This window comes from Brevibacterium aurantiacum (assembly GCF_900169065.1).
Lineage (GTDB): Bacteria > Actinomycetota > Actinomycetes > Actinomycetales > Brevibacteriaceae > Brevibacterium > Brevibacterium aurantiacum.
This window is the reverse complement of the sequence record NZ_FXZB01000004.1, coordinates 1-23,236: the sequence shown is the minus strand read 5'-3', so window position 1 is coordinate 23,236 and position 23,236 is coordinate 1. Positions and strand designations below refer to the sequence as shown.

The following is a 23,236-nucleotide window of genomic DNA, read 5'->3' as shown; positions in this document are numbered from 1 at the left end:
GCCCCGGGCTCCAAATTCAGCCGCTTCGAGCGGCCTACCGCCGAGAGGCGCTCTCGGTTCAGCGTCCGGCACATACAATTGAAGCAACATGCACATTCGTCCGGCTCGACCGGGCCCCGGGCAGGAGGAGCGCATGCGGCTCAAGCGAGTACCGCAGGACACTGTCTTCTACGAACGTCTCTCCGACCTGGTCGGACAGATGAGGCAATGCAACCTGGTGCTTGCCGAACTCTCCGGCATCGAAGTCAGCGAACGCCGGCAGGTCGCAGACCGCCTCCGCGAGATCGGCGATCAAGCCGATGAAGACATGGGAGCCGTGCTTCGTGCGCTGCGCGAGAACTACATCACCCCCTTCGATCGCAATGACCTGTACCTGCTCGGTCATCACATGCGCGATATCTGCCATCTTCTCCACGGTGCTGGTTTCGTCCTCGCCTCTGAAGCATTCGATCAGCTGCCCTCAGGCGTCCTCGAAACCCTGGCCGTCCTGTCTAACCAGACGGACCACACTTCCCGCATGGTTACCCGACTGCCGGGCAAATTGGATCAGTGGGACTACGTCGACTCCATCAATCGCCTCACCTACCAGGTCGAGGCTCTGCAGTGGCGAATGTCCGATGCTGTTCCGAACTCGAAGCGGGGCCTGACCTACATGGCCGCCGTCTCGCAGCTGGGACAGGCCTTCGTTCGCGCCGCATACGGCTTCACCGAGCTGGGCAAGGTCGTCGCCGCCATAGCGATCAAGGAGTCGTAGTCCGTGGATCTGCTCTTGGCGGGAGTCATCGTGACCGCGGTGATCTTCGCCGGTTCGAACGGTTTCCATGATGCAGCGCTGACCATCGGAAACGCTGTCGTCGGACGGTCCATCAATGCACGGTGGGCCCTGGGCCTGGCCGTGGTCTTCAACTTCATCGGGGCACTGCTGGGCGAGGGAATCGCCTCCGTCGTGGCCAACCAGATCGTCCACTTCGACGGCGACCCCGAAGTCATCCTCACGTCCCTGATCATCGCCTTCGTCGCAGCAACGGCGTGGAGTCTGTTCACGTACTATCTCGCGTTGCCGGTGTCTTCCACGCACTGTCTCATCGGCGGACTCCTGGGTGCCGGCATCGTGCTGGGCTTCTCGGTCAACTCCGCGGAAGCCCTCGACTCGGTGATCCTGCCGCTGGTGCTCTCGCCGATTCTCGGCTTCCTGCTCTCATGGGGTCTGACGGCTCTGCTGTCGAAGACCTTCGCGGCTTCTCCGCCGAAGCCGCTCTTCCGCGGTGCCCGCATGGTCGACTCGGTCCTCACCGCCTCGTTGTCGCTGGTCCACGGCATCCAGGACGCACAGAAGATCGCGGCCCTGGTCATGGTCGGCCTCCTTGCGGTCGAGGCCAACCCGTACACCGAACTCTCCGTGGTCGAGATCTCCTGGCCGGTGCGACTGATCATCGCCGGGGCATTGGCGATCGGTACCGGATTGAGCGGATGGCGGGTGGTGCGCACCCTGTCGGTGCGCATGGCTGGACTCGATCCTCTGAAATCTGTGGCAGCGGACGGCACCGCCACGGTGCTCATGTACACCGCAGCACTCATCATGCGAGTCCCCGTGTCGCTGACATTCATTCTAGGATCAGCGATCTTGGGCACTCAGTACGCCGGTCGCAAGGGTCGCGCCCGTGCCCGTTTCATCCTGCCCATCGCCGGGGTCTGGATTCTGACCATCCCCGCGGCAGCGGCATTGGCGATCTGCATCGGCCTGGTGGTCCGGACCTTCGTCGGCTGATCTGAATCGTCACTACTGCGCCGCGGGGTGCGCCTCACTGGCATGTGTTACTGCCGTGCATCACTTCTGAGCCGCAGCGCTGGTCTTCCAACCGAAGACGATCCCGGTCGTGACCATGGCGACGGCGAGGACGAAGTGCAGCCAGTTGTCGGCGGTGTTGAGCGGAACGAAGTTGCCCATCGACTCCATCGGAACGACGAGTCCGTAGATCCACAGCACCGCGTAGACGATGCCTCCGACGATGAGGTATGTCTTGGCCAGTCCGCGTGACCTGAGCCCGAGCAGTCCGACGATGCCGAAGAGCAGGTGGACGATGTTGTGCAGCACCGAGACTTGGAAGATCCCCAGCAGCGCGGCTTGTGAATGATGTCCGGCGAACATGATCGTGTCCAGGTCCTGGGTGATACCTGGAACGAAGCCCAGGATGCCCACGAGGAGGAACACTGCGCCGAAGAGACCAGAGACGAGTTGGACGCTGGTGCGGGTGGTGTGAGCTGATGATGAAACTGTATGAGTTGTCATGACGATCCTTTCGAAGACTCTCGTCGTACATCAGCTGATTCGGAGCGGATTGAGTCGTGGATGGGTGGGCCGGCAGAATTCCAGTCGGAGTGGAGGGCGAGTGTCGCGGAGCTCAGCCACGATCAGTGTCAGTTGTCTGCCGGTTCCGCTGTCGAAGACATGACGGCTCGCACTGGTAATCTCCGATGGCCCGGCAGAGCTGTTGACCGAATTCTCCCGCGCGTATGGAGCGGTTCTCGACCATGTTGTGGTCCAAATGTGGGCAGACAGCCTGAATGCAGACAACGGTTGGTAAGTCCTTGTCGACCCGCGTGCTTGAATCGACTAAAACTTACCAATCGTTGGGCTTCGCCCCTGCGAGTGGATGCTTGGGAATAGAGTATGCAACTCCCTGGAGGCATCGGCTTGAGCTGATTGACGCTGCTGTCCGGCGCCCCGACACTCACCGACTCCGTTGTCGGAGTGTGAGCCTCCTGTGCCGCAGCAGGGTGGTCAGACTGTGGATGAGCGCCGGCGCCGAAGCGATGAGCAGCAGTATGCCACCCAACCTCGTCGTCGGCAGCAACACAGCACCGCCGATGACGAAGCCGGTGAACAGGACGGCAGAGATCACGCCGCGGGCCAGGAGTTCGAGGCCGGCGACCCGGCGGTCCAGTTTTGGAGTGGCTACCGATAGTTCGCCGTTCTCGAGCCTCTGCACCAGGCTGTCGAGTCGTCCCGGCAGACCCAGCGTCAGGCGCACGAAGTTGAGGGCTTCCTTGGCCGCAGTGCCGGCGACGCCGCCCTTCTCCTCCTCGATCAGCTCCCTGGCATAGGGTTCGACGACCTCCCAGATGTTGAATGAAGGATTGAGCGAACTGCACAGGCCCGAGACCATGGACAGCGAGCGGATGATGAGGAAGAGGTTCTCCGGCAGCTGCACAGGCAGATCCCGCACCACTGATTCGAAATCCGTGGAGAAGGCCCGCAGCTCCTTCTCATCGACGTCGCGCAGCTGCGCGAACCCCATGCCTCCGAATCGTGCGAAGAGTCCCGTGAGGGAGCGCTCGAGTTCCTCCGTGTCCGCGCCGTCGAGCAGAACCCCGATGAGTTCGACGCTGGCGACGAGGCGGCGGGAATCTCGCAGCGCCACAGCGATGATGAGTTCCCGCAGGCCCGCGCGCAGGTTCTCGGGCACGTGCCCCATCATTCCGAAGTCAACGAAGGTCAGGTGCCAGTTCGGCCCCGCCGAGGTTGTGCCCGGGTGAGAAGGTGTCACGAAGATATTGCCGGGATGGGGATCGGCATGGAAGAAGCCGGTGCGGAAGAGCTGGTCGAACATCGTGTGCGCGAAAGTTGTTGCAACCTTGTGGGGGTCGATCCCGGCTCGGCGCAGATTGGTGATGTCGTTGGCCTTGATTGCTGTGACATCTTCCATGGTCAGGACCTGTGGTGTGGTCTGTTCCCAGACGATCCGCGGGGCCTGCACCCGGGCTGACTCGACCGCAGGAGCAGCATCTGACGCGTCCGCCGACCGTGCCGCCGACGGTGTCGCCGACCCGGTTGCCGATGCTGCCGCGTCCATGGCGAAGGCCTCCGCATTCGCGGCTTCATGGAGATAGTCGATCTCCTCGAGACTGACATGGGCGAACTCTTCGACCAGTGCCGGCATATCGACCCGTCGGGAGATCAACCGGACTCGGGAGAGCCAGCCGGCGATCCGGCGCAGGGCGCGCAGATCGACGGCGATGACAGCGGCGATGCCTGGACGCTGGACCTTGACGACCACCTCGGCGAATCCGAGCTCCTCGGCATTGTCCGAGGTCAGAGTCGCCGAATGCGCCTGACCCAAGGACGCGGCAGCCAGCGGGCGCGGATCGAAGGAGACGAAAGCGTCGTTGAGATCCATCCCCAGCTGCGCCTCGGCGAGGGTGCGGATCTGCTCGAACGGAACAGGGGCGGCCTCGTCCTGCAGCCCCTCCAGTTCCTTGGTGATCTCAGGTGGGAGCACATCCATACGCGAGGAGAGGAACTGACCGACTTTGATCATCAGCCCGCCGAGCTCGACGGCCAGGGCGCGGAACCGTTTGGCGCTCGAACGCCACCGGTCTATCCGGCCCCGGGCCGCGAACCGACCCAGGCCGATTCGCGGCAGCGTCAACTCGAACCACCAGGCCACGATCATCTGGATCGCAGCGAATCGGAGGATGCGACCGTAGCGAGCCCGAAGGGTCCTCTCCTTCACGTGTCAGTCCTCGGCGAGGATCGAATACAGCCTGCGCTTGGTCTCCTCGAGAGCAGTGACCGCCTCAGCGACCTGTTCTTTGCTGCCGGTACGACCGACCTGAGCCGCTGCCTGGGCCAACTCGACGCCGGCCTTGGCCAGGTTTGCGGCTCTTGGTGCGTCGGGCTTCTTCGTCGTCTCCCACGGAGCACTGGACTCCGGTTCGGATTCGACCTGTTCGCGTCCGGCCTCGGTGAGCGAATAGGTCTTGCGCCCGCTGGAGGACTCCGCGCTGATGAGTCCCTCATCGGTGAGCAGCTGCAGCGTCGGGTAGACCGACCCCGGGCTGGGCTTCCAACTGCCGCCGCTGCGTTCTTCGATCTCTTGGATGATCTGGTAGCCGTGCATCGGGGCCTCGGCCAGCAATGTGAGGATCCCGGCGCGGACGTCTCCACGGTTCATGCGGAAAGGCTGTTTGGGGTTGAAGGAAGAGCGCAGCTGCTCCATCGCCTCCCAGATGTTGGAACCGCCCCAATCGCCGCCTCGGCGAGAGAAACCTCCGTGATTGAATGGCTCGTTCATGATGACCTCCAGGTCTGAATGTATCGCTCTGACGATATATAACGATATATCGGCGATGTGTTGCTGGGAAGGTCATTCGGTTGATTGAGGAGGCAACTCCCAGGCCATGTTCAGGGGGACTCGCTGCCGAGATTTGGCCCGGCGCTGGACCTGGTGTTCGGGCTGCTGCCAGTCGTGCCGTGGCCCGGCCGCTGTCAGGCCTGCCGCGGCGCGTAGGTGACGAGCAGATTGCCCTTGGAGGTTCTCTGCACGTCGGTCAGAGACAGGCGCTTGGGTGCATTGCCGTCGAAGATCGCGCGGCCGCTGCCGGCGACAACGGGATGGATGGCCAGAGTCAGTTCGTCGATGAGCTCTGCGTCGAGGAGCTGGCTGACAACGGACAGCGAGCCCTGCACCGCGATGTTTGCGCCAGGGCCTTCCTTCAACGCCCTGACGTACTCAATGAGATCTCCGTTGATGAGCGTCGAATTGGACCAGGTGAGATCTTCGGGAGACAGGCTCCGTGAGGCGACATGCTTCGGTGTGGAGTTGATGAAGTCGGCGAATATGGTGTCTTCGCCCGACGTGATGTTCGGCCAGTAGCCTGCCCACTCCTCGTAGGAGGTTCGGCCCAGAACGCAGTCGTCGACACTGTTGATGGCTCCGGTCATCCACTGACCCAGGTCATCATCGAATGAGTCGAACTGGAACAGGTTGGGGGCGGAGGCGACGCCGTCGAGCGAATGGAAGAGGCTGGTGATGAGTTTGCGGGTCATGGGATTCTCCTCATTGAGCGATCTGTGCGGCAAGGCGATAGTGAACTTTAAAAAATAAACTGCAGTTCTCATGATGAACTTCTGTTGCTAGGGTGTCAACCATGAAGTCATATGGACAGTACTGTGGTCTGGCTCGAGCCGCAGAGCTTGTGGGGGAGCGGTGGTCTCTGGTGATCCTGCGTGATCTGCTTGTGGGCCCGAAGCGCTTCAATGAACTCCGGCAGGGGATCCCCGGTATTCCGTCGAACCTGTTGACCAGCAGACTGCGCGACTTCGAAGATGCGTCAGTCGTCGAGAGGGTCTTGGACGGCCGGAACGTCGTCTACCGACTCAGCGAATACGGCCAGGGCCTTGAGCCCATTGTGGTCGGTCTGGGCCGTTGGGGCGCACGCCAGATGGACGTCCCGCGTGAGAATGAGGTGCCGACCGACAATTCGCTCGCAGCCGCCCTGCTGACTGCGCGCACAGACGAAAAGGTCCAGGCCTTCAGCGTCGAAGTGACTGCAGGTCCGGCCACCGCCCACGCAGATGTGTCTGCCACCGCGGTCTCGGTCGCAACGGGGCCCTTTCCCGACGCGGATCTGCGTCTCGGAGGTTCGAGTCTGCGCAGGTTGCTCGCAGATGGCGACATCGACGCCGCGATCTCTTCGGGAGCAGTCACAGCCAAAGGCCCGGCGACGCTGCTGAAAGAGTTCACCCGTGCCTTCAGCACACCCCTCGATGAGGTCGCCCACAATCTGCCGTGACTGCAGTCCGTGAATGCAGGCAACGGGTGGTAACTTCGTCTCGACCCAGGCGCTTGGATCGAGACGAAGTTACCACCCGTTGGAAATTCTCGATGAGAACTGCAGCCAACCTCGGCGAGCCGTAGTCACGGCTGCTCCTGCAGCCGCCTCAGATCATCCGAAGCGGCCGGAGATGTAGTTCTCGGTCTCTTCCTTCTCCGGGTTGGAGAAGATCGTCGAGGTCTCGTTGAACTCGATGAGCTTGCCCGGCTTGCCGGTGCCGGCGATGTTGAAGAACGCGGTCTTGTCGGACACGCGAGCGGCCTGCTGCATGTTGTGAGTGACGATGACGACCGTGTACTGGTCCTTGAGGTCGTTGATGAGGTCCTCGATGGCCAGGGTGGAGATCGGGTCGAGTGCGGAGCATGGTTCGTCCATGAGCAGGACCTCGGGCTCGACGGCGATCGCGCGGGCGATGCACAGGCGCTGCTGCTGACCACCGGAGAGTCCGGAGCCGGGCAGGTTGAGGCGGTCCTTGACCTCGTTCCAGAGGTTGGCGCCGCGCAGTGCACGCTCGGTGAGGTCATCGGCCTCGGACTTCGACATGCGCTTGCTGTTGAGGCGCACGCCGGCCAGCACGTTCTCCTTGATGCTCATCGTGGGGAACGGGTTCGCGCGCTGGAAGACCATGCCGACCTCGCGACGCACGTTGACCGGGTCGACGCCGGCACCGTAGATGTCGTTGCCGTCCATGAGCACTTCGCCCGAGACGCTGGCGCCCGGAATGACTTCGTGCATCCGGTTGAGGGTGCGCAGCACGGTTGACTTGCCGCAGCCGGAAGGGCCGATGAGGGCCGTGACCGAGCGGGGCTTGATCTGCATCTGCACACCGTCGACGGCGCGGAAGTCCCCGTAGAAGATGTCGAGATCCTTGATGTCGATCTGCTTGGACATGTGTTTCCCTATCTGTGGAATGTCTGTAACAAGTATGGGGTGCGTCAGGGTCTCAGCGCTTCATCAGCGCCCTGTCTTCGGGGCGAGCACCCTCGCGATGACGCGGGCGAGGAGGTTGAGGACCATGACCAAGGTGACGAGGACGAGGGCTGCTGCCCAGGCTCGCTCCGAGCTGGCCAGGGCCGCGTCACCGGGGGAGACGGGACGCAGCTGCGAGTCGTAGATGTAGGTGGGCAGGGTCGACATCCAGCCGGAGAACAGGTTCCAGTTGAGTGCCTTGGCGAATCCGGCGGTGACCATGATCGGTGCGGTTTCGCCGATGACACGGGCGATCGCAATGGTGATGCCGGAGAGGATGCCCGACACCGAGGTGGGCAGAACGATCTTGACGATCGTCTTCCACTTCGGCACGCCCAGAGCGTAGGACGCCTCGCGCAGGTCCATGGGGACCAGACGCAGGATCTCCTCCGTGTTGCGCACGACGATCGGAATCATGAGCACCGACAGTGCTACGGCGGCTGTGAAGCCTGTCTTCGCAATGCCTGCCGCATCCGGCATGATGAAGCCCACGATGGTGGAGAACAGGGCGAAGGCGAAGAGTCCGGCGACGATCGAGGGGATGCCGGTCATCACGTCGACGAGGAAGGTGATGGCCTTGCCCAGCTTGTTCTTGCCGGAGTATTCGACGAGGTAGATGGCCGTCAGCACACCGATGGGGATCGAGATGACGCATGCCATGGCCGTGATCAGGACGGTGCCGACGATCGCGTGGTAGAAGCCGCCTGCGATTGTTGCTTCGCCGGCGACGTACTGCTGGTCGAGGACGCCCTTCATGCCGAGCATCGTGCGGGTGAGGAGGTCGAAGCTGATAGCGGCTCCGCCCTTGGCGATGGTCATCCAGAGCAGAGAGATGAGGGGAACACAGGCGAGGATGAACGAAGAGGTGACGACGGTGGTCGCCACCCGGTCGGTGGCCTTGCGGCGGCCTTCGTAGGCTCCGGAGAGCGTGAAGACGGCCACGACGTTGATGAGCCCGGCGAGGACTGCGACGACAGGGATGTTGAAGCCGCCGAAGGCGATGAAGCTGATGATGGTCGCGACGATGATCGAGGCGGCCGCAATCACCCATGGTGTGATTTTGGGCAGCTGCTTGGAGGTGAGGGCGCGAGACGTGGTCGTCGAATTGTTCGTAGTAGTCAACATTCTCAACTGCCCTTCACCGAGGTCTTGGCAACAATTGCACGTGCGCCCATGTTCACCAGCAGGGTGATGACGAACAGGACGAGGCCGACTGTGATCAGCTCGGACAGTCGCAGTCCGGCGGCTTCGGGGAAGTTCTGAGCGATCTCAGAGGCGATGGTCTGATTGCCGCTGACCACCAGGGATGCGGTGAGCAGTCCAGGGGAGAGGATCATGGCCACAGCCATGGTTTCGCCGAGCGCGCGGCCGAGGCCGAGCATGGTCGCCGAGGCGATGCCGGACTTTCCGAACGGCAGCACCGACATGCGGATCATCTCCCAGCGCGTGGCGCCGAGAGCGAGAGCAGCTTCCTCCTGCAGGCGGGGAGTCTGCAGGAAGACCTCGCGGGTCAGGGAGGTGATGATCGGCAGGATCATGATGGCGAGCACGAGGGAAGCCGTCAGCAGGGTACGCCCGGTGTTCGACACATCGCCGTTCGCGTCTGGGGCGAAGATCGGAATCCAGCCGAACCACTTCGACAGCCACAGGTAGAACGCGGTGAGGTTGCCGGCCAGGGCGATTCCCCACAGTCCGTAGACGACGGAGGGGATCGCGGCGAGCAGGTCGATGACGTAGCCGAGGAGCGGCGCGAGCTTCCGAGGCGACATGTGCGTGGTGAACAATGCGATGCCCAGTGCGAACGGAGTCGCCACGAGCAGGGCGATGGCGGAGGAGATCAGTGTGCCGATGATAAGTGGCCAGACGTAGGAGAAGAATCCCTTGCCGCCGGTGATCGAGCTCGGATCGGTGATCTGGGCTTCGATGGTGTCCTTGGACTGCGCCAGAAGGAACAGGGCGACTCCTACCAGGATGAGCAGGATCAGGATGCCGGCGATGAGCGTCGCGGCCGAGAAGATCCGGTCTCCGGGACGAACGACGGCTTTGGGCTTCTGGCCCGCCCCGGACTCACCGCGTGAGCCCGGTTCAGGTGCTCCGGCAGGGCCGGACTCTGTGGTCTGTGTGCTGGTCGGCACAAGTGCTCCTCATGAAACTTGTGGTGGATCCGGTTCACGGATCCCTAGGCACCGAGAAGCGGCGCAGGGTCGCTGCGCCGCTTCTCGACTGATCAATTCTGCAGGTCAGTGGCCAAGTCTCAGCCTTCAACCTTGATCGAATCGATGACTGTTTCGATCTGCGAACGCAGGTCGTCAGACAGTGGAGCCGAGCCAGCGGAATCCGCTGCCGACTTCTGTCCTTCTTCGGAGACGACGAACTTCTCCCAGGCCTTGACCATGTCCACGGTCTCCTGGTCCTTGTAGGACGAGCAGACGACGTGGTAGGACACGAGGACGATCGGGTAGGCGCCCGACTCGGTGGTGTCGCGAGCCAGATCGAAGGCGAGGTCGCCTTCGCTGCGGCCTTCGACCTTCTCGGAAGCGTCGACGACCTTCGAGGCGGCATCGGCGGAGAGCTCGACGAATTCCTCGCCGACCTTCACCTTGGCCTTGCCCAGTGAACCGACAGCGGAAGCGTCGGCGTAGCCGATGGCTCCATCGGTGTCGGAAACGGTCTGCACGACACCATCGGTGCCCTGTGCAGCTTCGCCACCGAAGTCCTTCGGGAAGTCTCCGCTGACCTCAGCGTCCCAGTCCTTCTCGGCTGTGGCCTTGAGGTACTCGGCGAAGTTCTCCGTGGTGCCGGAGTCATCGGAACGGTGCACGGCGGTGATCTTCGTGTCAGGCAGATCAGCATCCGGGTTATCGGCCTTGATTGCCTCGTCGTTCCACGTGCTGATTTCGCCCTTGAAGATCTTGGCGATCGTTGCAGGGGAGAGGTTGAGTTCGTCGACACCCTCGACGTTGAACGCCACCGCGATCGGGGAGATGTAGACGGGGAACTCGTAGGCTCCATCGGCGCCGCAAGCTTCTTTGCCCTGCTCGACTTCGTCATCGTCGAGGTGAGCGTCAGAGCCGGCGAACTGAGCGTTGCCAGCCAGGAACTGCTCGCGGCCTGCACCCGAGCCATCGGGGGAGTAGTTGACGGTCACGCCGGAGTTCTCCGAGGCGAAGTCGGCGGTCCATGCGTCCATCGCAGCCTTCTGCGATGAAGCGCCGATGCCGGTGAGGGTGCCCTGCAGGTCGCTGTCGCCACCGCTGCTTGCTTCCTCTCCGGTGGCGGAGGTTCCGCCGCATGCCGACAGGGTGAGTGCGCCGACTGCGAGGATTGCAGCGGAGGGTGCCAGGTGCTTCAGCTTCACGAAGATGCCTTTCGAATATGAGAACACTGTTCGAGATTGCTCGATCTTTCGTGTTACACGCTAAGGATCGTGTGTAAAGCTCGGGGAGTGGCTAAGTGAATGGAAGATGAATGAACCCTGAAGGCTTCAAGTCCGAGTGAGTGCTCCATCACAGGCCGGGGTGAATTCATGAAAGGATCGTTGTCGGGACGACACGTCGGAGGGCTGAAGCCCGGCATTTCGGGTGACGCTGTGACCAGTCATTACGGGTGAAGTCCAGTCACGGGCACGCTGAAATCTTGAGGCGAACACGCCTAGGCGCAGTGACGGACACGCCGAAACCCGGGTGCAGACACGCCGAAACCCGGGTGCAGACACGCCGAGGCAAAGACGCGCCGAGGCAAAGACACGCCGAGCCTCAGGCGTCGATCGGGCGGATCCGTTCGAACTCGACGATGCGAGGCACAGCCCCCGGACGCACATACGCGACGATGATCTCACCGGGTTTGAGGTAGGGGTCCTCCTTCGGCAGCTTCTCCGCGATGCGCTGCGGGGCGTGCTTGGCATAGACCGAGAGGATCAGCGGCAGGACCGGCCGGTGGGTGCAGTAGATGACCGGCTTGCCTTTTTCCAGCAGCTTCTCGATGTACCGCGAGGTCTTGTCGGGGTTCGCTGAACTTGCCTTCTCGCTCAGGCACGAGACCTTCCTGATCGACTTGCCTGTCGCCGCAGACAGGGGAGCCAGCGTGGCCACACACCGCTTCCAAGGACTCGAGATCAGTTTCTTCGTGCCCCATGCCGAGAGCAGCCCGGTCAGGGCCATGGCCTGGCGGGTGCCCAGCGCCAGCAGCGGGCGCACGTGCTCCGTCTCATGCCACTTCGCGCGGGGAAAGGCCTTGCCGTGCCGGACGAGGATCAGCGGCCAGGCGCGAAGGGCGTCGGTCGCATCGTACTTCTCCAGGGCATCGAGTTGGTCGCGATCGGCGTAGGACGTCAGCTTCGTGCGGGCCTCGCCGACGGGAAGCCATCTCACCTCATCGACCTCGGCTTTGTTCATCGGCGCGAAGGTGTTCTCGCTCTTGACCTGTGCCGACCAGTAGAAGACCTTCTTGAGGTTCTTTCCACCGACCATGTATTCGGCCGAGGGCAGAGGAATGCCGAGGGTGATGTCGAGCCCCGTCTCCTCCTTGACCTCACGAACGGCAGTCTCAGGGAGGGTCTCTCTCGACTCCACCTTGCCCTTGGGCCAGGACCAGTCGTTGTAGCGGGGGCGGTGGATGAGGGCGACCTCGATGCCCTCGCTGCCCTGGCGCCAGCACAGGGCCCCGGCGGCGAGGATATCTGCGGTGACGCGCGAGGAGGCCTGCGCGGAACCGACCGATTTCGCGCTCAAGCCTCTTCCCCGATCTGTCGACGCTTGCGATGTCGGCGGATGAGCTCCGTCTGATACTCGGTGAGACGGTTGCCTTCATCATCGTGGGTGCTGCGCGTCCACTTGCCGTCGGCGGCAAGGTCGAACGCCGAGGTGGTGTCCGCGAAGGCGAGGTCGAAGAGTTCGATGATCTCGGCCTTGTGATTCGGGGCGACGAGTTCGACGAGGGTTTCGACGCGACGATCGAGGTTGCGGTGCATCATGTCCGCCGACCCGATGTAGACGAGCGGATCGCCGCCGTTGCCGAAGACGAAGGTCCGCGAATGTTCGAGGAACCGGCCGAGGACGGAGCGCACGGTGATGTTCTCGCTCACCCCGGGGATGCCCGGTCGCAGGGCGCAGATGCCGCGGACGAAGACCTCGACCTTGACCCCGGCCCGGGAGGCCATATAGAGGGCATCGATGATCGCCTCGTCGACGATGGAGTTGACCTTGATTCGGATCATGCCCTCACCGCCCGCCTCGGCGATGGCGATCTCCTTGTCGATGAGCTCGGTCAGTCCCGACCGGACCCGGGTGGGTGCGACGAGCAGACGCGAATACTCGGCCAAGGGGGCGTAGCCGGAGAGCTGGTTGAACAGCTTCGTCAGGTCATCGGCGACGTTCTTGTCCTTGGTCAGCAGCCCGAAGTCCTCGTACCCGCGTGCGGTCTTCGGGTGGTAGTTTCCGGTGCCGACGTGGCAGTAGCGGGTCAGCCCCTCGGCCTCTTGGCGGACGACGAGGGAGAGCTTCGCGTGGGTCTTGAGGCCGACGATTCCGTAGACGACGTGGACACCGGCGCGTTCGAGCTTGCGCGCCCAGGTGATGTTGGCCTCCTCGTCGAAGCGGGCCTTGATCTCGACGACGGCGAGGACCTGGATGCCGGCCTGTGCGGCGTCGACGAGGGCGTCGATGATCGGGGAGTCACCCGAGGTGCGGTAGAGCGTCTGCTTGATGGCGAGCACGTTCTTGTCCGCTGCCGCCTGCTCCAGGAATGCTTGCACGCTGGTGGAGAACGAGTCGTAGGGGTGGTGGAGGAGGATGTCGCGATTGCTCACCGCTGCGAAGACGTCGACCTGGTCGCTGGATTCGCGCAGCGACAGGTCCTTGTTCATCTGCGGGACCATCTTGCGGAAGTGCAGGTCATCGCGGGGAACATCGGCGATATCCGACATGCCGGAGAGGTCGAGCGGGGTCGGCAGCTGGTAGATCTCGTTCTCGTCGATGCCGAGTTCGTCCTTGAGCATCTCGCGGACCCGGGGGTGAATGTTCTCCGTGATCTCCAACCTCACGGCGGGGCCGAAGCGACGTCGCAGGAGCTCCTTCTCCAGAGCCTTGAGGAGGTTCTCCGCATCGTCCTCTTCGACCTCGACGTCCTCATTGCGAGTGACGCGGAAGGTCGAGTGGTGGATGATCTCCATCCCCTCGAAGAGAGTGTCGAGGTGTTCGGCGATGATGTCCTCGAGCGCAACGAAGCGGGCGGGGACATCGCGGCCGACGGGGCGGTCCGTGGCCGTGGCGACATTGAAGAACCGGGGCAGGCGCGGGGGCACCTTGACCCGGGCGAAGAGTTCCTTGCCGGAGTCCTGGTAGCGCAGGAGGACGCCGAGGTTGAGCGAGAGTCCCGAGATGTAGGGGAACGGGTGGGCCGGGTCCACAGCGAGTGGGGTGAGGACCGGGAAGACATGGCCGGCGAAGAATTCGTCGACCCGGGCACGTTCGTCCTCGGTCAGCTCGTCCACTTGGACCTTCGTGATCGACTCCGCGTCGAGGCGGGGCCCGATGTCGTCCTTGAGCAGGGCGGCATGGCGGGTCATGAGTTCGTGGGCCCGGACGCCGATCGCGTGCATCACCTGCAGCGGCATCCGCCCGGTGACGCTGGGCACGGCCAGGCCGGTGTTGATGCGGCGTTTGAGGCCGGCGACGCGCACCATGAAGAATTCGTCGAGGTTGGTGGCGAAGATCGAGAGGAAGCGGACCCTCTCCAGCAGCGGCATGTCAGGGTCTGAGGCGAGGTCGAGGACACGCTCGTTGAACGCCAGCCAGCTGAGCTCCCGGTCGAGGAATCGATCCTCGGGGTCCGGCAGACCCAGTTCCGCTCCGACTGCAGTGATGTCGTACATCGCTCTACTCCTGATTGCGTTCGGTCGAGGAAGCCGGCGCGTAGGACACGTGCGCCACCGCGACATGGAACCCCAGCCGCTCGTACAAGCCTAGCGCCGGGGCATTGTCGGATTCGACGTAGAGTTCGATCACACTCGCACCGGCGGCGACCATCCGGCGCATGCCCTCGATCGTCAGCGCCTTGCCCACGCCCTTGGCATGGATGCTCGGGTCGACCCCGACGACATAGACCTCGCCGAGGCGGCCCTCAGCGCCGAAGTCCGTGAGCTTGGTCTGGTGGAATCCGATGACCTGATGATCTCGGATGGCGAGGATCACCGAATCCTGGTCGAAGTCGGATGCCTGGATGATCTCGGCGAAGTCTTCTGCCGTCTGCGACCCCTGCTCTGGGTGCCAGTCGAAGGCCGCGTTGTTGACTCGCCGCCAACCGTCCTCATCACCGGTGGTGAAGGAGCGGATCGTGACACCTTCCGGCGCCGAGGTCTGCGGCAGGTCATCGAGTGAGAGACCCGGATCGGTGCGCATCTGATAGAGAACGCGGTCACGACCGAGGTTGTGCTTCTTCGCCAGTGCCTGTGCGCCTGGGTGGTCGCCGTGTGACCAGCACCAGGAGTCGGGCTCTTCCTGAAGGATCGTCGACAGCAGCTCTTCGCCCAGTCCCTGACCGCGGTGATCGGGGTCGATGAGGAATTCGGCCGCATGACGATCGCCCTGGAGCGCGCGGATGCCGAAGCCGATGAGAGCGCCGGCGTCGACGTTCGAGTCTGCTGAGTCGTCGGCATAGATTCGCCATACGCTCGACGCTGTCTGCGCGGAATGAGATTCGTCCTCGCCGGTGGCGATGGCCAGAAGTCCGCCGGAGATCTCGGCGGACCCATCGGATGCTGCCACGCGGTCGAGGAAGGTCAGCTCCGCCTCGGCGAGGGTGGTGATCGGGGTACCGGTCACGGCTCCGCTGGCTTCGATTCTCATACCTTCATGTCCTCCTCGTTCGACTCTGCTTCTGACTGTTCGTGCTCTGGCAGTTCGTGATCCGGCTGTTCGTGCTCCGCGGCCTCGTCAGTGGCCGTCGCTTCGTCGGGTCCCACCGCTGCGTCGGTGTCTGGCGTTTCTTCGGTGTCCGACTCTGCCTCATCACCGTCGCCGTGTGCGGCCGCGGAGTCGGGGCTGAAGCGGTAGCCGACGTAGCGGACGGTGTGGATGGCGTTCTCGAAGTCTTTGCCGAGTTTCGCACGCACTCGGCGGACATGCACATCGACGGTGCGGGTCCCTCCGAAGTAGTCATCGCCCCACACCGCGAGCAGGATCTCGTCGCGCGTGAAGACACGTTCGGGGTGCAGCGCGAAGAACTTCAGCAGGGCGAATTCGCGATAGGTCAGGTCGAGGCTGCGCTCGCCCAGGTGCGCGGTGAACGCGGTCTCGTCGATGCGCAGGGCGCCGCTGACGACGATCATGGGCTCGCCCTCGCTCGTCCAGGGGCCGCTGGTGTTCCAGGATGGGCGGTCGGGCCGCGATCTTCCGGTGGTGGCTGTCGAGCCGGTTGCGCTCACACCGGCCCCGCCTCCCCACGAGGTGGCGCCGTGTGAGGTCTGCGCCAGGTGGTGATCACGTGCCAGGCGCAGGCGGGCCTCCACCTCGGCGGGGCCGGCAGTGGTGAGGACGATGTCGGCCACGTTCCATTTCGCCGAGGCGGTGGCCAGTCCGCCTTCGCTGAGCACGACGATGATCGGAGCTGCGATGCGCGTCTGCGCCACCGCCTCGGCGATGGCAGGCGCCAAGGACAGGTCCAGGCAGGCGTCGGCGACGACGATGTCGGCAGCGAGCGAGCTGGAGTCTGCCCGGCTCAGCTGATCGAGGCTGAGGCGTTCGATCTGGTGGCCGAGATACTGCAGGGATTCCGGTGCCAGTGGGGATTCGATCCGGGCGGTGGGGCAGATGTGCAGGATTCGCATGTACTCGTCCTACCTCCTCTGACTCGGTGCGGCCGCAGAAGATGCGGCCTGGGGAAAGTATACCGAGGGTGCGAAGGTGTGCTTCCCCAAAGCCGGGGGAGGAGGGCGCCGGGTCGCTGGAGAGGTGGGGCCGGTTATGCGCTCGGCTTGCGTCCTGCCGTGTATGTCAGTGAGAAGAAGCGCGCACGGAATTCGGGGTCAGTGAGCATGGCGCGGTAGCGGTCCATATCCGTCATGCTCAGCCCCGTGGCCAGGAGCGGTGCCTCGGCTTGCTTGCTGAGGTTGGATTGGTAGACGGCCCAAGGACCGCCGCCGCGGGCAAGCGGGACGAGGTGCTCTGCGGAAACCTCGCTGAGCCCGGCACCGAACATGGCTGCCTCGGTCTGCTCGGCCCACAGATAGTCGTGTCCGGCGGCCGGACCGACCTGCCGGTACGCCGCATCGTTGTACTTGCGCCAGACATCATGATCGGATTCCTCCGGCGCCACCAGCAGCTCGTCGGCAAGGCCCACATCTGCGAGAACGAGCCAACCTCCGGGGGCCAACTCATCGATGAGCTGGGCGAATATCTCTCGTCGCGCGGGCAGGTGGGTGAGGACGAGCCGTGCGTGGATGAGGTCGAAGGGGCCAGCGGGGACTCCCTCGCGAATGTCGTGACGGTGCGGTTCGACTCCGGGCGTTCGTGGCAGGTGTGTTGTGTCGAGGTCGATCGCCACCACCTGCCCGCCGGTCTGCTCGGCGATCATCCGGGCCACCGAGCCGTTTCCTGCCCCGATCTCCAGACTGTTCGGTGATGCGGGGAGGGGCAGAGTGCTCAGGACCGAACGGGTGGTCCCGTCGAAGAGGGCGGAGAGTGAATTGAGCTGCTGCGCTCCGAGGTCCGAGCCGTTGTCGAAGAGGTAGTGGTCGAAGTAGTGGTCGTTGGGTGAAATCGGCTTCATCGTTGTCATGGTGTCCTCCGTATGGCCTGTCCGGGCCTGGGTGCTGACCGATCGGGATGAATTGATGCGATCCGTTTGAACTGGTGCGCATCAGCGTAGGTTGGTGCGCAAAGGTGTGACCAGGTTCGGACGTGACTCATGTCCGATGCCCGCGAGCGGAGGTCTGATGCCTGTGGAAGGCTGCCTGTTGTCTGTAAAAGGCGGCTTGCTGGCCGTGAAAGTCGGTGATCGCGGGCGACCCGAGCATCGGCGGGGGATCGCCGATACCGGCTCAAATCGCGTCCTCGCGGCCGAGTAAGGCACGATAGTCCTGTGATCAGATGGATTCGAGTAGCTGTTGCCCTGGTGCTGGCCCTGGCCCTCAGTGCCTCCGTGTACTGGGGCTACACCTTGTTCCTGCTCGCCACGGGACTCATCGTCTTCGGCGTGGCCTACGGTTGGCCCCGGCTCACGGACTCACCGCAGCCCCGCGCGACCTCGATCATGCTCTTCCTCTTCGGTGCGGCCGGACTGCTCGCGGCGTACCGCGATGACACGGCACCCTATCTGGACTGGCTCCCGGTCCTGGCGGGTCTCGGTCTGCTGTGGACCTTCGTGCAGAATCTCACTCGCGGGATGGGTGCTTCGGACGCCGTGGCCAACGTCTCGGCGCAGGTTGCTGGCGTGGTCATCGCCTTGTCCGCGAGTACGTGGGTTGCCGCGATCACCGTTCCCGGAGACAAAGAGTCCATCGTCGTGGGCCTCGTCTCGCTCATCGTCGCAGGCTGCATGACGGCCTTGCCCTGGCCCGCGACCTACACCTCACCGCTGGCGATTGCGATGTCGACAGCGGTCGCCGGAATCCTTTCGGTCCTCATCTTCGAGAGCTCTCTCAGCCTGCCCGTCTCGCTGATCCTCGGCGCCATCATGGGTCTCCTGGTCGCCGGAGTCGACCGCATGCTCGGACTCATCGCCCACAGCAAATATCAGGCCGTGAGCCTTGAGCTGTCCCAGAACCTCGAGCTGAAGAAGAACGTGGAGAAGGCCCGCAGCTTCGCCGTCCAGCTCGCGCTCGGCGCGACTCCCATCGCACTCGGCGGTGTCGTCGTCTACTCCCTCGAGCGCATCGCCTTCTGAACTCGGCCTGGGTGCGCGCACCACGGAATGGAAATGTAGACTGGGAGCATGGATAACCTCGTCGCTCTCGAAATCGTCTTCTCCAGTCTCGTCGGCATTGCCGCACTCGGCGCCCTGGGCGTCGGAGTCAAGGTCGTCACGGCGCTGTTCAAAGACAATCGCTGAACTCAATGATCGAACTTGATTCCTCGGTACATCCCGAGCTCGTTCCCCTGTCCTGGCTGATCGGTTCGTGGGAAGGCGTCGGAGTCGTCGGCTACGCAGACACCCCGGAGAAGCAGTTCGGGCAGCGCGTCGAATTCACCGCCCACCCGGGAACACCGTTCCTGCAGTACACCGCGCATGCGTGGCTGCTGAGTGAGGACGGGGAACTGGAGTCGACCCTGACCCTGGAGACAGGAATCTGGCAGCTCGTGCGTCCGCGCGATGCCGGTGACGTGGGCCCGGGAATGCTCATTCCGACCGAGGACCCGAGCTTCACCACGGCTGCGGCCGTGGAGACCCTGCGCACCAATGACGACGGATTCGAGATCGAAGCCGAGATCGTCCACCCCCACGGAGTGATGGAACTCTACGCAGGTCACGTGAAGGGACCGCGCATCGATCTCAGCACCGATGTCGTCGCCCGGACCAAGACCGCGAAGGAGTACACGGCCTCGACCCGCATGTACGGCCTCGTCGGCGGAGAACTGATGTGGGCCTGGGACATGGCCGCACTGGGCCACGAGCTCGCCACCCACTCCTCGGCCCGACTGAAGAAGATTGCCTGAGATGGTCGACCCCGACTCGAACGCACATGACGGCGAAGCCGACGCTGCGGAGACGCAGGCGGCGCAGTCGCGTCCCTCATCGCTGAGCCGCCCGCTGAGCTCCACCGCGGTCCTCGGCGAAGGCGAACTGGCACACACGCCCCTGCACTACGGTTCACCGCTGCGTGAACAGCGGGCACTGCTCGAAAAGGGCGCGATCGTCGATCTGGCCCACCTGCGCATCCTGCGTCTGAGTGGAGCAGATCGTCTCACCTGGCTGAACTCCATCACCACGCAGAAGCTCGACACCCTTGCCCCGGGCGTGGCCACAGAGACTCTGGTCTTGGACCCGAACGGCCGCATCGAAGGCTGGCTGAAGCTCGTCGACGACGGTGAAACGCTGTGGGCGATCAGCGAGCTGCGCACCGACGACACCCTCGAATTTCTGCGCAAGATGGTCTTCATGATGCGGGTGACGATCGAGGACGTCAGCGACGAGTTCCAATGCATCGGCGCACTCGTCGCCCTGCCGGACAGCCTGCCGGTGACCCAGCTGTGGACCGACCCCTGGCCGCACATCGGGACCGGCTCGGCCTCGTACGCTCAGGTTGATCTCGGCCTCGGGGTGGCAGGGGAGGATCACCCCGGACTCGAGACCCAGTTCGTCATCGGCATCATCGCCCGCGCTGACCTGCGGGCCACCTCGGCGAATGACTTCACGATGGCCGGCTTCGACGCCTGGGAAGCCCTGCGGATCGCCGCCTGGCGTCCCGGTGTGAACGAAATCGACCACAAGTCGCTCGTCGGCGAACTCGACCTTCTGCGCACCTCGGTGCACCTGGCCAAGGGCTGCTACCGCGGCCAGGAGGCTGTGGCGCGCGTGCACAACCTGGGCCAGCCGCCTCGTCGACTCGTCTTCGTCCATCTCGACGGATCCGGGCACATCCAGCCCGAAGCCGGCGCCGAGGTGCTCGCTGAGGTCCGCGGAGCCGAGCGTTCCGTGGGGCAGCTGTCGTCGGTCGCCCTGCACTGGGAGCTGGGTCCGATCGGCCTGGCCGTGGTCAAGCGCAATCTCTCCGCTGAAGCGCAGCTCAGCTTCGATCTCGGCGAGGACGCGGCCCGTGTGGTCGGGGCCCAGGAGACGATCGTCGCGCCCGTGCGCGAACACGATCTCGACCTGCCCAGCCGCAACAGAGACGTCGACATGCGGAATCAGAACCGCTGAATTTCGACCTCGACGAAAACCGCGGGTAGAAACTGCATCCTCGGTTCGCTCAGCGGTCTGGAACCGTTCTGTGAGCACGTTTCGCATGCTCTGACAGCTGCGCCGACGGCAACTGAATTCGCATCGTCTGGTTCCGAGTTTCGCGTGATCTGACCAGCCTGCGGACGGTAAGTGACAAGAACCGTCGATAGGCTCTAATCTTCTCGTTATGACAGCTTTGGAAATTGGCGGCGAAGCTCTGCCGCAGGAACGTAAGATCGTCACCGAGATCCCCGGGCCGAAGTCCCGTGAGATCGAGGAACGACGCAAGTCGGCAGTAGCACCGGGAGTCGGCTCGAGCCTGCCCGCCTATATCGTCGCCGCCGGCGGCGGAATCCTCAAGGACGTCGACGGCAATCAGATCATTGACCTGGGTGCAGGCATCGCCGTGACGACCGCCGGAAACTCGAACCCCCGCGTGGTCAAGGGCGCTACCGAACAGCTCGAAGCGTTCACCCACACCTGCTTCATGGTCAACCCGTACGAGGGCTATGTCGAGGTCGCTGAGGCGCTCAACCGCCTGACACCCGGCGATCACGAGAAGCGTTCGATCCTGCTCAACTCCGGCGCCGAGGCTGTCGAGAACGCCGTCAAGATCGCCCGTGCCCACACCGGTCGCGATGCGGTCGTCGTGTTCGACCATGCCTACCACGGTCGCACCAACCTGACCATGTCGATGACCGCGAAGGCCGCTCCCTACAAGGCCGGCTTCGGTCCGTTCGCCGGTGAGGTCTACCGCGCCCCCATGTCCTACCCGTTCCGCGACAACGACGCGGCCGGCACCAAGGTCAGCGGCGAGGATGCGGCCAAGCGCGTCATCACCATGATCGAGAAGCAGATCGGCTCCGAATACGTCGCCGCGATCGTCATCGAGCCCATCCAGGGTGAGGGCGGCTTCATCGTCCCGGCCGAAGGCTTCCTGCCGACGCTGGTCGAGTACGCCCGCGAGAAGGGCATCGTCTTCGTCGCTGACGAGGTTCAGGCCGGCTTCGCCCGCACGGGCAAGATGTTCGCCTCCGAATGGGAGGGCATCGTCCCCGACCTCATCACGACGGCGAAGGGCATCGCCGGCGGTCTGCCGCTCTCGGCCGTGACCGGTCGCGCGGAGATCATGGACTCGGTCGGACCGGGTCGCCTCGGCGGCACCTACGGCGGCAATCCGGTCGCCTGCGCGGCCGCACTCGGCGCCATCGCCTCCTATGAGGAAGACGGACTCGTCGAGAACGCCGTCCACATCGGCGAGATCATCACCGAACGTCTCACCAAGCTCCAGAGCACGTACCCAGAGGTCGGTGACATCCGTGGCCGCGGTGCCATGATCGCCGCCGAGTTCGTCCAGCACGACTCGATCGATCCGAACCCGGACCTGGTCAAGAAGATCGCCGACTACTGTGCGAACAACGGCGTCCTCGTGCTCACCACGGGAACCTTCGGCAACATCCTGCGCTTCCTGCCGCCGCTGACGATCTCAGACGAACTGCTCAATGAAGCATTCGACGTCATCGAAGCAGGCCTCGGCGAGATCCTCGGCTGAGCAGAAGTCCCCGGCTCGATCTGACCCAGAGCGCCCAAACTCGCTCTAGAACCACCTGACGGCGGTCCAGCTACCTTGTACTTGGTAGCTGGGCCGCCGTCAGCATGGTGTGGAGTGGGACGGGAGTGGTGCTCAACCGCTCCAAGTTGGCAGCAGTGGGTCAGTCAGCGGAGGTGCGACGAAGAAGAAGCCTGGCAAAAAGACGTGCATCCACAACGTCAACAGCGGAATCTCGTTCAAGGGAGCTATCGTCCACGTGAAACAACTGGTCACCGGAGTCGTGACCTACAAAAACACCAAATACACAATCCAGGTCGGTGATGAGTGACATGCGTGGGCAGGCCCGCCGTTCCGTTCTCCTCACCGGGTTGAGCTACCCGCTCTTCATTGCTGGAATCGTCCTCCTCTTCACCGCAATGAATGTCCCAGGCGCCGTTCTGCTTGGGTCCGGCGTATTTCTTATCGGCATAAACGAGCTGTGCCTCTATATAGCGAGAAGCAGTCTGGAAAGGCAGAATTTAGGCTCGTAGCTAGCTATTTTCTCTCTCAGAACTGTCATGCTGGCACCAACTCGGGCAGTGGCGGCAGGGGCCAGCACACTGTCGGATATCGGTGATATCACCAGGTCAAGGGGACGAGGTGATATCACCGGTTCCAAAAGGGGACGGTCCGGGTTGTTCACGAGGGGCGTGCTGCTGTGGGGAATGCCTTTACAACGCTAGCCTGCTTGTCGCGAACGGGCATCGCACGTAAGTATGAGATCCGCCTGCTTCGGCGGGAACGAGGGCATAGCACAATAGGCTCCATGACATCAGCGACAGACGACGGCACCATGAGTACGCCCAACAGATTGTGGCTCGTATTCCGTGGGCCGCGCTTCGTGGATCTGCCTATGCGGCTTCTCGCCCTCATCATGGGGCTGACTGTGCTGATTCCGGGGTCGTTCGAGATCGATGAACCTCGATACATGCTCCTCCTCGTCTGCGCCTATGCTCTCATCGTTCTCTCCCCGTTCTTCCCTTTGGCGACGGTGTTCGTCTCGACAGGGCTGAGCCTCGTCTTCGTCGTGCTCTATCCCGACCTGGAGAACATGTGGCTCTTCGCAGTTAGGGGTGTAATCGGGGTCTGAATCCTCCCGTCTCGAGCAAGCTTCGGGCGATGTAGTGGGTGAGGTTCCGGAACCCCAGCGCCGATCCACGTAGGTGTTCCAGCCTGCCGTTC

General features: G+C 63.4%; 21 protein-coding genes. 8 read left to right on the top strand and 13 right to left on the bottom strand.

Annotated elements, in window-relative coordinates:
* Positions 1-88 precede the first annotated feature (88 nt).
* On the top strand, positions 89-754 hold the full coding sequence (locus BAUR9175_RS03760) for a DUF47 domain-containing protein (protein WP_226823654.1): 666 nt from the start codon (positions 89-91) through the stop codon (positions 752-754).
* A 3-nt stretch (positions 755-757) separates the two neighbouring features.
* A complete protein-coding gene (locus BAUR9175_RS03755) occupies positions 758-1,768 on the top strand; it encodes an inorganic phosphate transporter (RefSeq protein WP_009883699.1) in 1,011 nt (336 codons plus the stop codon).
* Between the two features lie 60 nt (positions 1,769-1,828).
* On the opposite strand, the gene BAUR9175_RS03750 is transcribed toward BAUR9175_RS03755, so the two are convergent.
* From BAUR9175_RS03750 to BAUR9175_RS03735, 4 genes are all read right to left on the bottom strand, one after another.
* Complete coding sequence (locus BAUR9175_RS03750; protein ID WP_009883698.1) at positions 1,829-2,290, bottom strand: DUF4383 domain-containing protein; 462 nt, start codon at positions 2,288-2,290, stop codon at positions 1,829-1,831.
* A gap of 442 nt (positions 2,291-2,732) precedes the next feature.
* Complete coding sequence (locus tag BAUR9175_RS03745; protein WP_226825635.1) at positions 2,733-4,454, bottom strand: ABC1 kinase family protein; 1,722 nt, start codon at positions 4,452-4,454, stop codon at positions 2,733-2,735.
* 63 nt (positions 4,455-4,517) lie between these two features.
* Positions 4,518-5,075: a PadR family transcriptional regulator gene (locus BAUR9175_RS03740; protein WP_009883696.1), complete on the bottom strand. Its 558-nt coding sequence runs from the start codon at positions 5,073-5,075 to the stop codon at positions 4,518-4,520.
* Positions 5,076-5,269: 194 nt separating this feature from the next.
* Positions 5,270-5,830, bottom strand: coding sequence for a dihydrofolate reductase family protein (locus tag BAUR9175_RS03735; protein ID WP_069600909.1), 561 nt, complete (start codon positions 5,828-5,830; stop codon positions 5,270-5,272).
* 101 nt (positions 5,831-5,931) lie between these two features.
* On the opposite strand from BAUR9175_RS03735, the gene BAUR9175_RS03730 reads away from it, so the two are divergent.
* Positions 5,932-6,576, top strand: coding sequence for a winged helix-turn-helix transcriptional regulator (locus tag BAUR9175_RS03730; protein WP_069600908.1), 645 nt, complete (start codon positions 5,932-5,934; stop codon positions 6,574-6,576).
* Positions 6,577-6,729: 153 nt separating this feature from the next.
* On the opposite strand, the gene pstB is transcribed toward BAUR9175_RS03730, so the two are convergent.
* From pstB to BAUR9175_RS03685, 9 genes are all read right to left on the bottom strand, one after another.
* Positions 6,730-7,509, bottom strand: coding sequence for a phosphate ABC transporter ATP-binding protein PstB (gene pstB / locus BAUR9175_RS03725; RefSeq protein WP_009883693.1), 780 nt, complete (start codon positions 7,507-7,509; stop codon positions 6,730-6,732).
* A 63-nt stretch (positions 7,510-7,572) separates the two neighbouring features.
* The gene (gene pstA / locus BAUR9175_RS03720) at positions 7,573-8,712 is read right to left on the bottom strand and encodes a phosphate ABC transporter permease PstA (protein WP_009883692.1); all 1,140 of its coding nucleotides are present in this window, start codon (positions 8,710-8,712) and stop codon (positions 7,573-7,575) included.
* A gap of 2 nt (positions 8,713-8,714) precedes the next feature.
* A complete protein-coding gene (gene pstC, locus BAUR9175_RS03715) occupies positions 8,715-9,722 on the bottom strand; it encodes a phosphate ABC transporter permease subunit PstC (RefSeq protein ID WP_371860648.1) in 1,008 nt (335 codons plus the stop codon).
* A gap of 119 nt (positions 9,723-9,841) precedes the next feature.
* On the bottom strand, positions 9,842-10,945 hold the full coding sequence (pstS, locus tag BAUR9175_RS03710) for a phosphate ABC transporter substrate-binding protein PstS (protein WP_029417181.1): 1,104 nt from the start codon (positions 10,943-10,945) through the stop codon (positions 9,842-9,844).
* A gap of 397 nt (positions 10,946-11,342) precedes the next feature.
* Entirely contained in the window at positions 11,343-12,317 is a 975-nt protein-coding gene (locus BAUR9175_RS03705; protein ID WP_009883689.1) for an NUDIX hydrolase, read from the bottom strand.
* A complete protein-coding gene (locus BAUR9175_RS03700; protein ID WP_069600907.1) occupies positions 12,314-14,458 on the bottom strand; it encodes an RNA degradosome polyphosphate kinase in 2,145 nt (714 codons plus the stop codon). Before BAUR9175_RS03700 ends, BAUR9175_RS03705 begins: the two co-directional genes overlap by 4 nt.
* Before the next feature lie 4 nt (positions 14,459-14,462).
* A complete protein-coding gene (gene mshD, locus BAUR9175_RS03695; protein ID WP_009883687.1) occupies positions 14,463-15,431 on the bottom strand; it encodes a mycothiol synthase in 969 nt (322 codons plus the stop codon).
* On the bottom strand, positions 15,428-16,411 hold the full coding sequence (locus BAUR9175_RS03690; RefSeq protein WP_069600906.1) for a winged helix-turn-helix domain-containing protein: 984 nt from the start codon (positions 16,409-16,411) through the stop codon (positions 15,428-15,430). The genes mshD and BAUR9175_RS03690 overlap by 4 nt, the downstream gene beginning before the upstream one ends.
* 134 nt (positions 16,412-16,545) lie before the next feature.
* On the bottom strand, positions 16,546-17,361 hold the full coding sequence (locus tag BAUR9175_RS03685; RefSeq protein WP_096157575.1) for a class I SAM-dependent methyltransferase: 816 nt from the start codon (positions 17,359-17,361) through the stop codon (positions 16,546-16,548).
* 303 nt (positions 17,362-17,664) lie between these two features.
* Here BAUR9175_RS03685 and BAUR9175_RS03680 point away from each other — a divergent pair, with 303 nt between their 5' ends.
* The 5 genes from BAUR9175_RS03680 (at position 17,665) to BAUR9175_RS03650 (ending at position 23,144) form a co-directional block, all read left to right on the top strand.
* A complete protein-coding gene (locus BAUR9175_RS03680; RefSeq protein WP_257944256.1) occupies positions 17,665-18,468 on the top strand; it encodes an ammonia permease in 804 nt (267 codons plus the stop codon).
* Positions 18,469-18,638: 170 nt separating this feature from the next.
* A complete protein-coding gene (locus tag BAUR9175_RS03675) occupies positions 18,639-19,238 on the top strand; it encodes a nitrobindin family protein (RefSeq protein ID WP_009883682.1) in 600 nt (199 codons plus the stop codon).
* Position 19,239: 1 nt separating this feature from the next.
* Complete coding sequence (gene ygfZ, locus BAUR9175_RS03670) at positions 19,240-20,442, top strand: CAF17-like 4Fe-4S cluster assembly/insertion protein YgfZ (protein WP_009883681.1); 1,203 nt, start codon at positions 19,240-19,242, stop codon at positions 20,440-20,442.
* Positions 20,443-20,650: 208 nt separating this feature from the next.
* Positions 20,651-22,015, top strand: coding sequence for a 4-aminobutyrate--2-oxoglutarate transaminase (gabT, locus tag BAUR9175_RS03665; RefSeq protein ID WP_101583012.1), 1,365 nt, complete (start codon positions 20,651-20,653; stop codon positions 22,013-22,015).
* A gap of 805 nt (positions 22,016-22,820) precedes the next feature.
* A complete protein-coding gene (locus tag BAUR9175_RS03650; protein WP_096161804.1) occupies positions 22,821-23,144 on the top strand; it encodes a hypothetical protein in 324 nt (107 codons plus the stop codon).
* The last annotated feature ends 92 nt before the right edge of the window (positions 23,145-23,236 follow it).

Bases quoted from the DNA above. Each gene is read 5' to 3' on its own strand.
- BAUR9175_RS03760 (WP_226823654.1), top strand. From the start codon at position 89: ATGCACATTCGTCCGGCTCGACCGGGCCCCGGGCAGGAGGAGCGCATG.
- BAUR9175_RS03750 (WP_009883698.1), bottom strand. From the start codon at position 2,290: ATGACAACTCATACAGTTTCATCATCAGCTCACACCACCCGCACCAGC.
- BAUR9175_RS03745 (WP_226825635.1), bottom strand. From the start codon at position 4,454: ATGATCGTGGCCTGGTGGTTCGAGTTGACGCTGCCGCGAATCGGCCTG.
- BAUR9175_RS03740 (WP_009883696.1), bottom strand. From the start codon at position 5,075: ATGAACGAGCCATTCAATCACGGAGGTTTCTCTCGCCGAGGCGGCGAT.
- BAUR9175_RS03735 (WP_069600909.1), bottom strand. From the start codon at position 5,830: ATGACCCGCAAACTCATCACCAGCCTCTTCCATTCGCTCGACGGCGTC.
- BAUR9175_RS03730 (WP_069600908.1), top strand. From the start codon at position 5,932: ATGAAGTCATATGGACAGTACTGTGGTCTGGCTCGAGCCGCAGAGCTT.
- pstB (WP_009883693.1), bottom strand. From the start codon at position 7,509: ATGTCCAAGCAGATCGACATCAAGGATCTCGACATCTTCTACGGGGAC.
- pstA (WP_009883692.1), bottom strand. From the start codon at position 8,712: ATGTTGACTACTACGAACAATTCGACGACCACGTCTCGCGCCCTCACC.
- BAUR9175_RS03700 (WP_069600907.1), bottom strand. From the start codon at position 14,458: ATGTACGACATCACTGCAGTCGGAGCGGAACTGGGTCTGCCGGACCCC.
- mshD (WP_009883687.1), bottom strand. From the start codon at position 15,431: ATGAGAATCGAAGCCAGCGGAGCCGTGACCGGTACCCCGATCACCACC.
- BAUR9175_RS03690 (WP_069600906.1), bottom strand. From the start codon at position 16,411: ATGCGAATCCTGCACATCTGCCCCACCGCCCGGATCGAATCCCCACTG.
- BAUR9175_RS03685 (WP_096157575.1), bottom strand. From the start codon at position 17,361: ATGACAACGATGAAGCCGATTTCACCCAACGACCACTACTTCGACCAC.
- BAUR9175_RS03675 (WP_009883682.1), top strand. From the start codon at position 18,639: ATGATCGAACTTGATTCCTCGGTACATCCCGAGCTCGTTCCCCTGTCC.
- ygfZ (WP_009883681.1), top strand. From the start codon at position 19,240: ATGGTCGACCCCGACTCGAACGCACATGACGGCGAAGCCGACGCTGCG.
- gabT (WP_101583012.1), top strand. From the start codon at position 20,651: ATGACAGCTTTGGAAATTGGCGGCGAAGCTCTGCCGCAGGAACGTAAG.
- BAUR9175_RS03650 (WP_096161804.1), top strand. From the start codon at position 22,821: ATGACATCAGCGACAGACGACGGCACCATGAGTACGCCCAACAGATTG.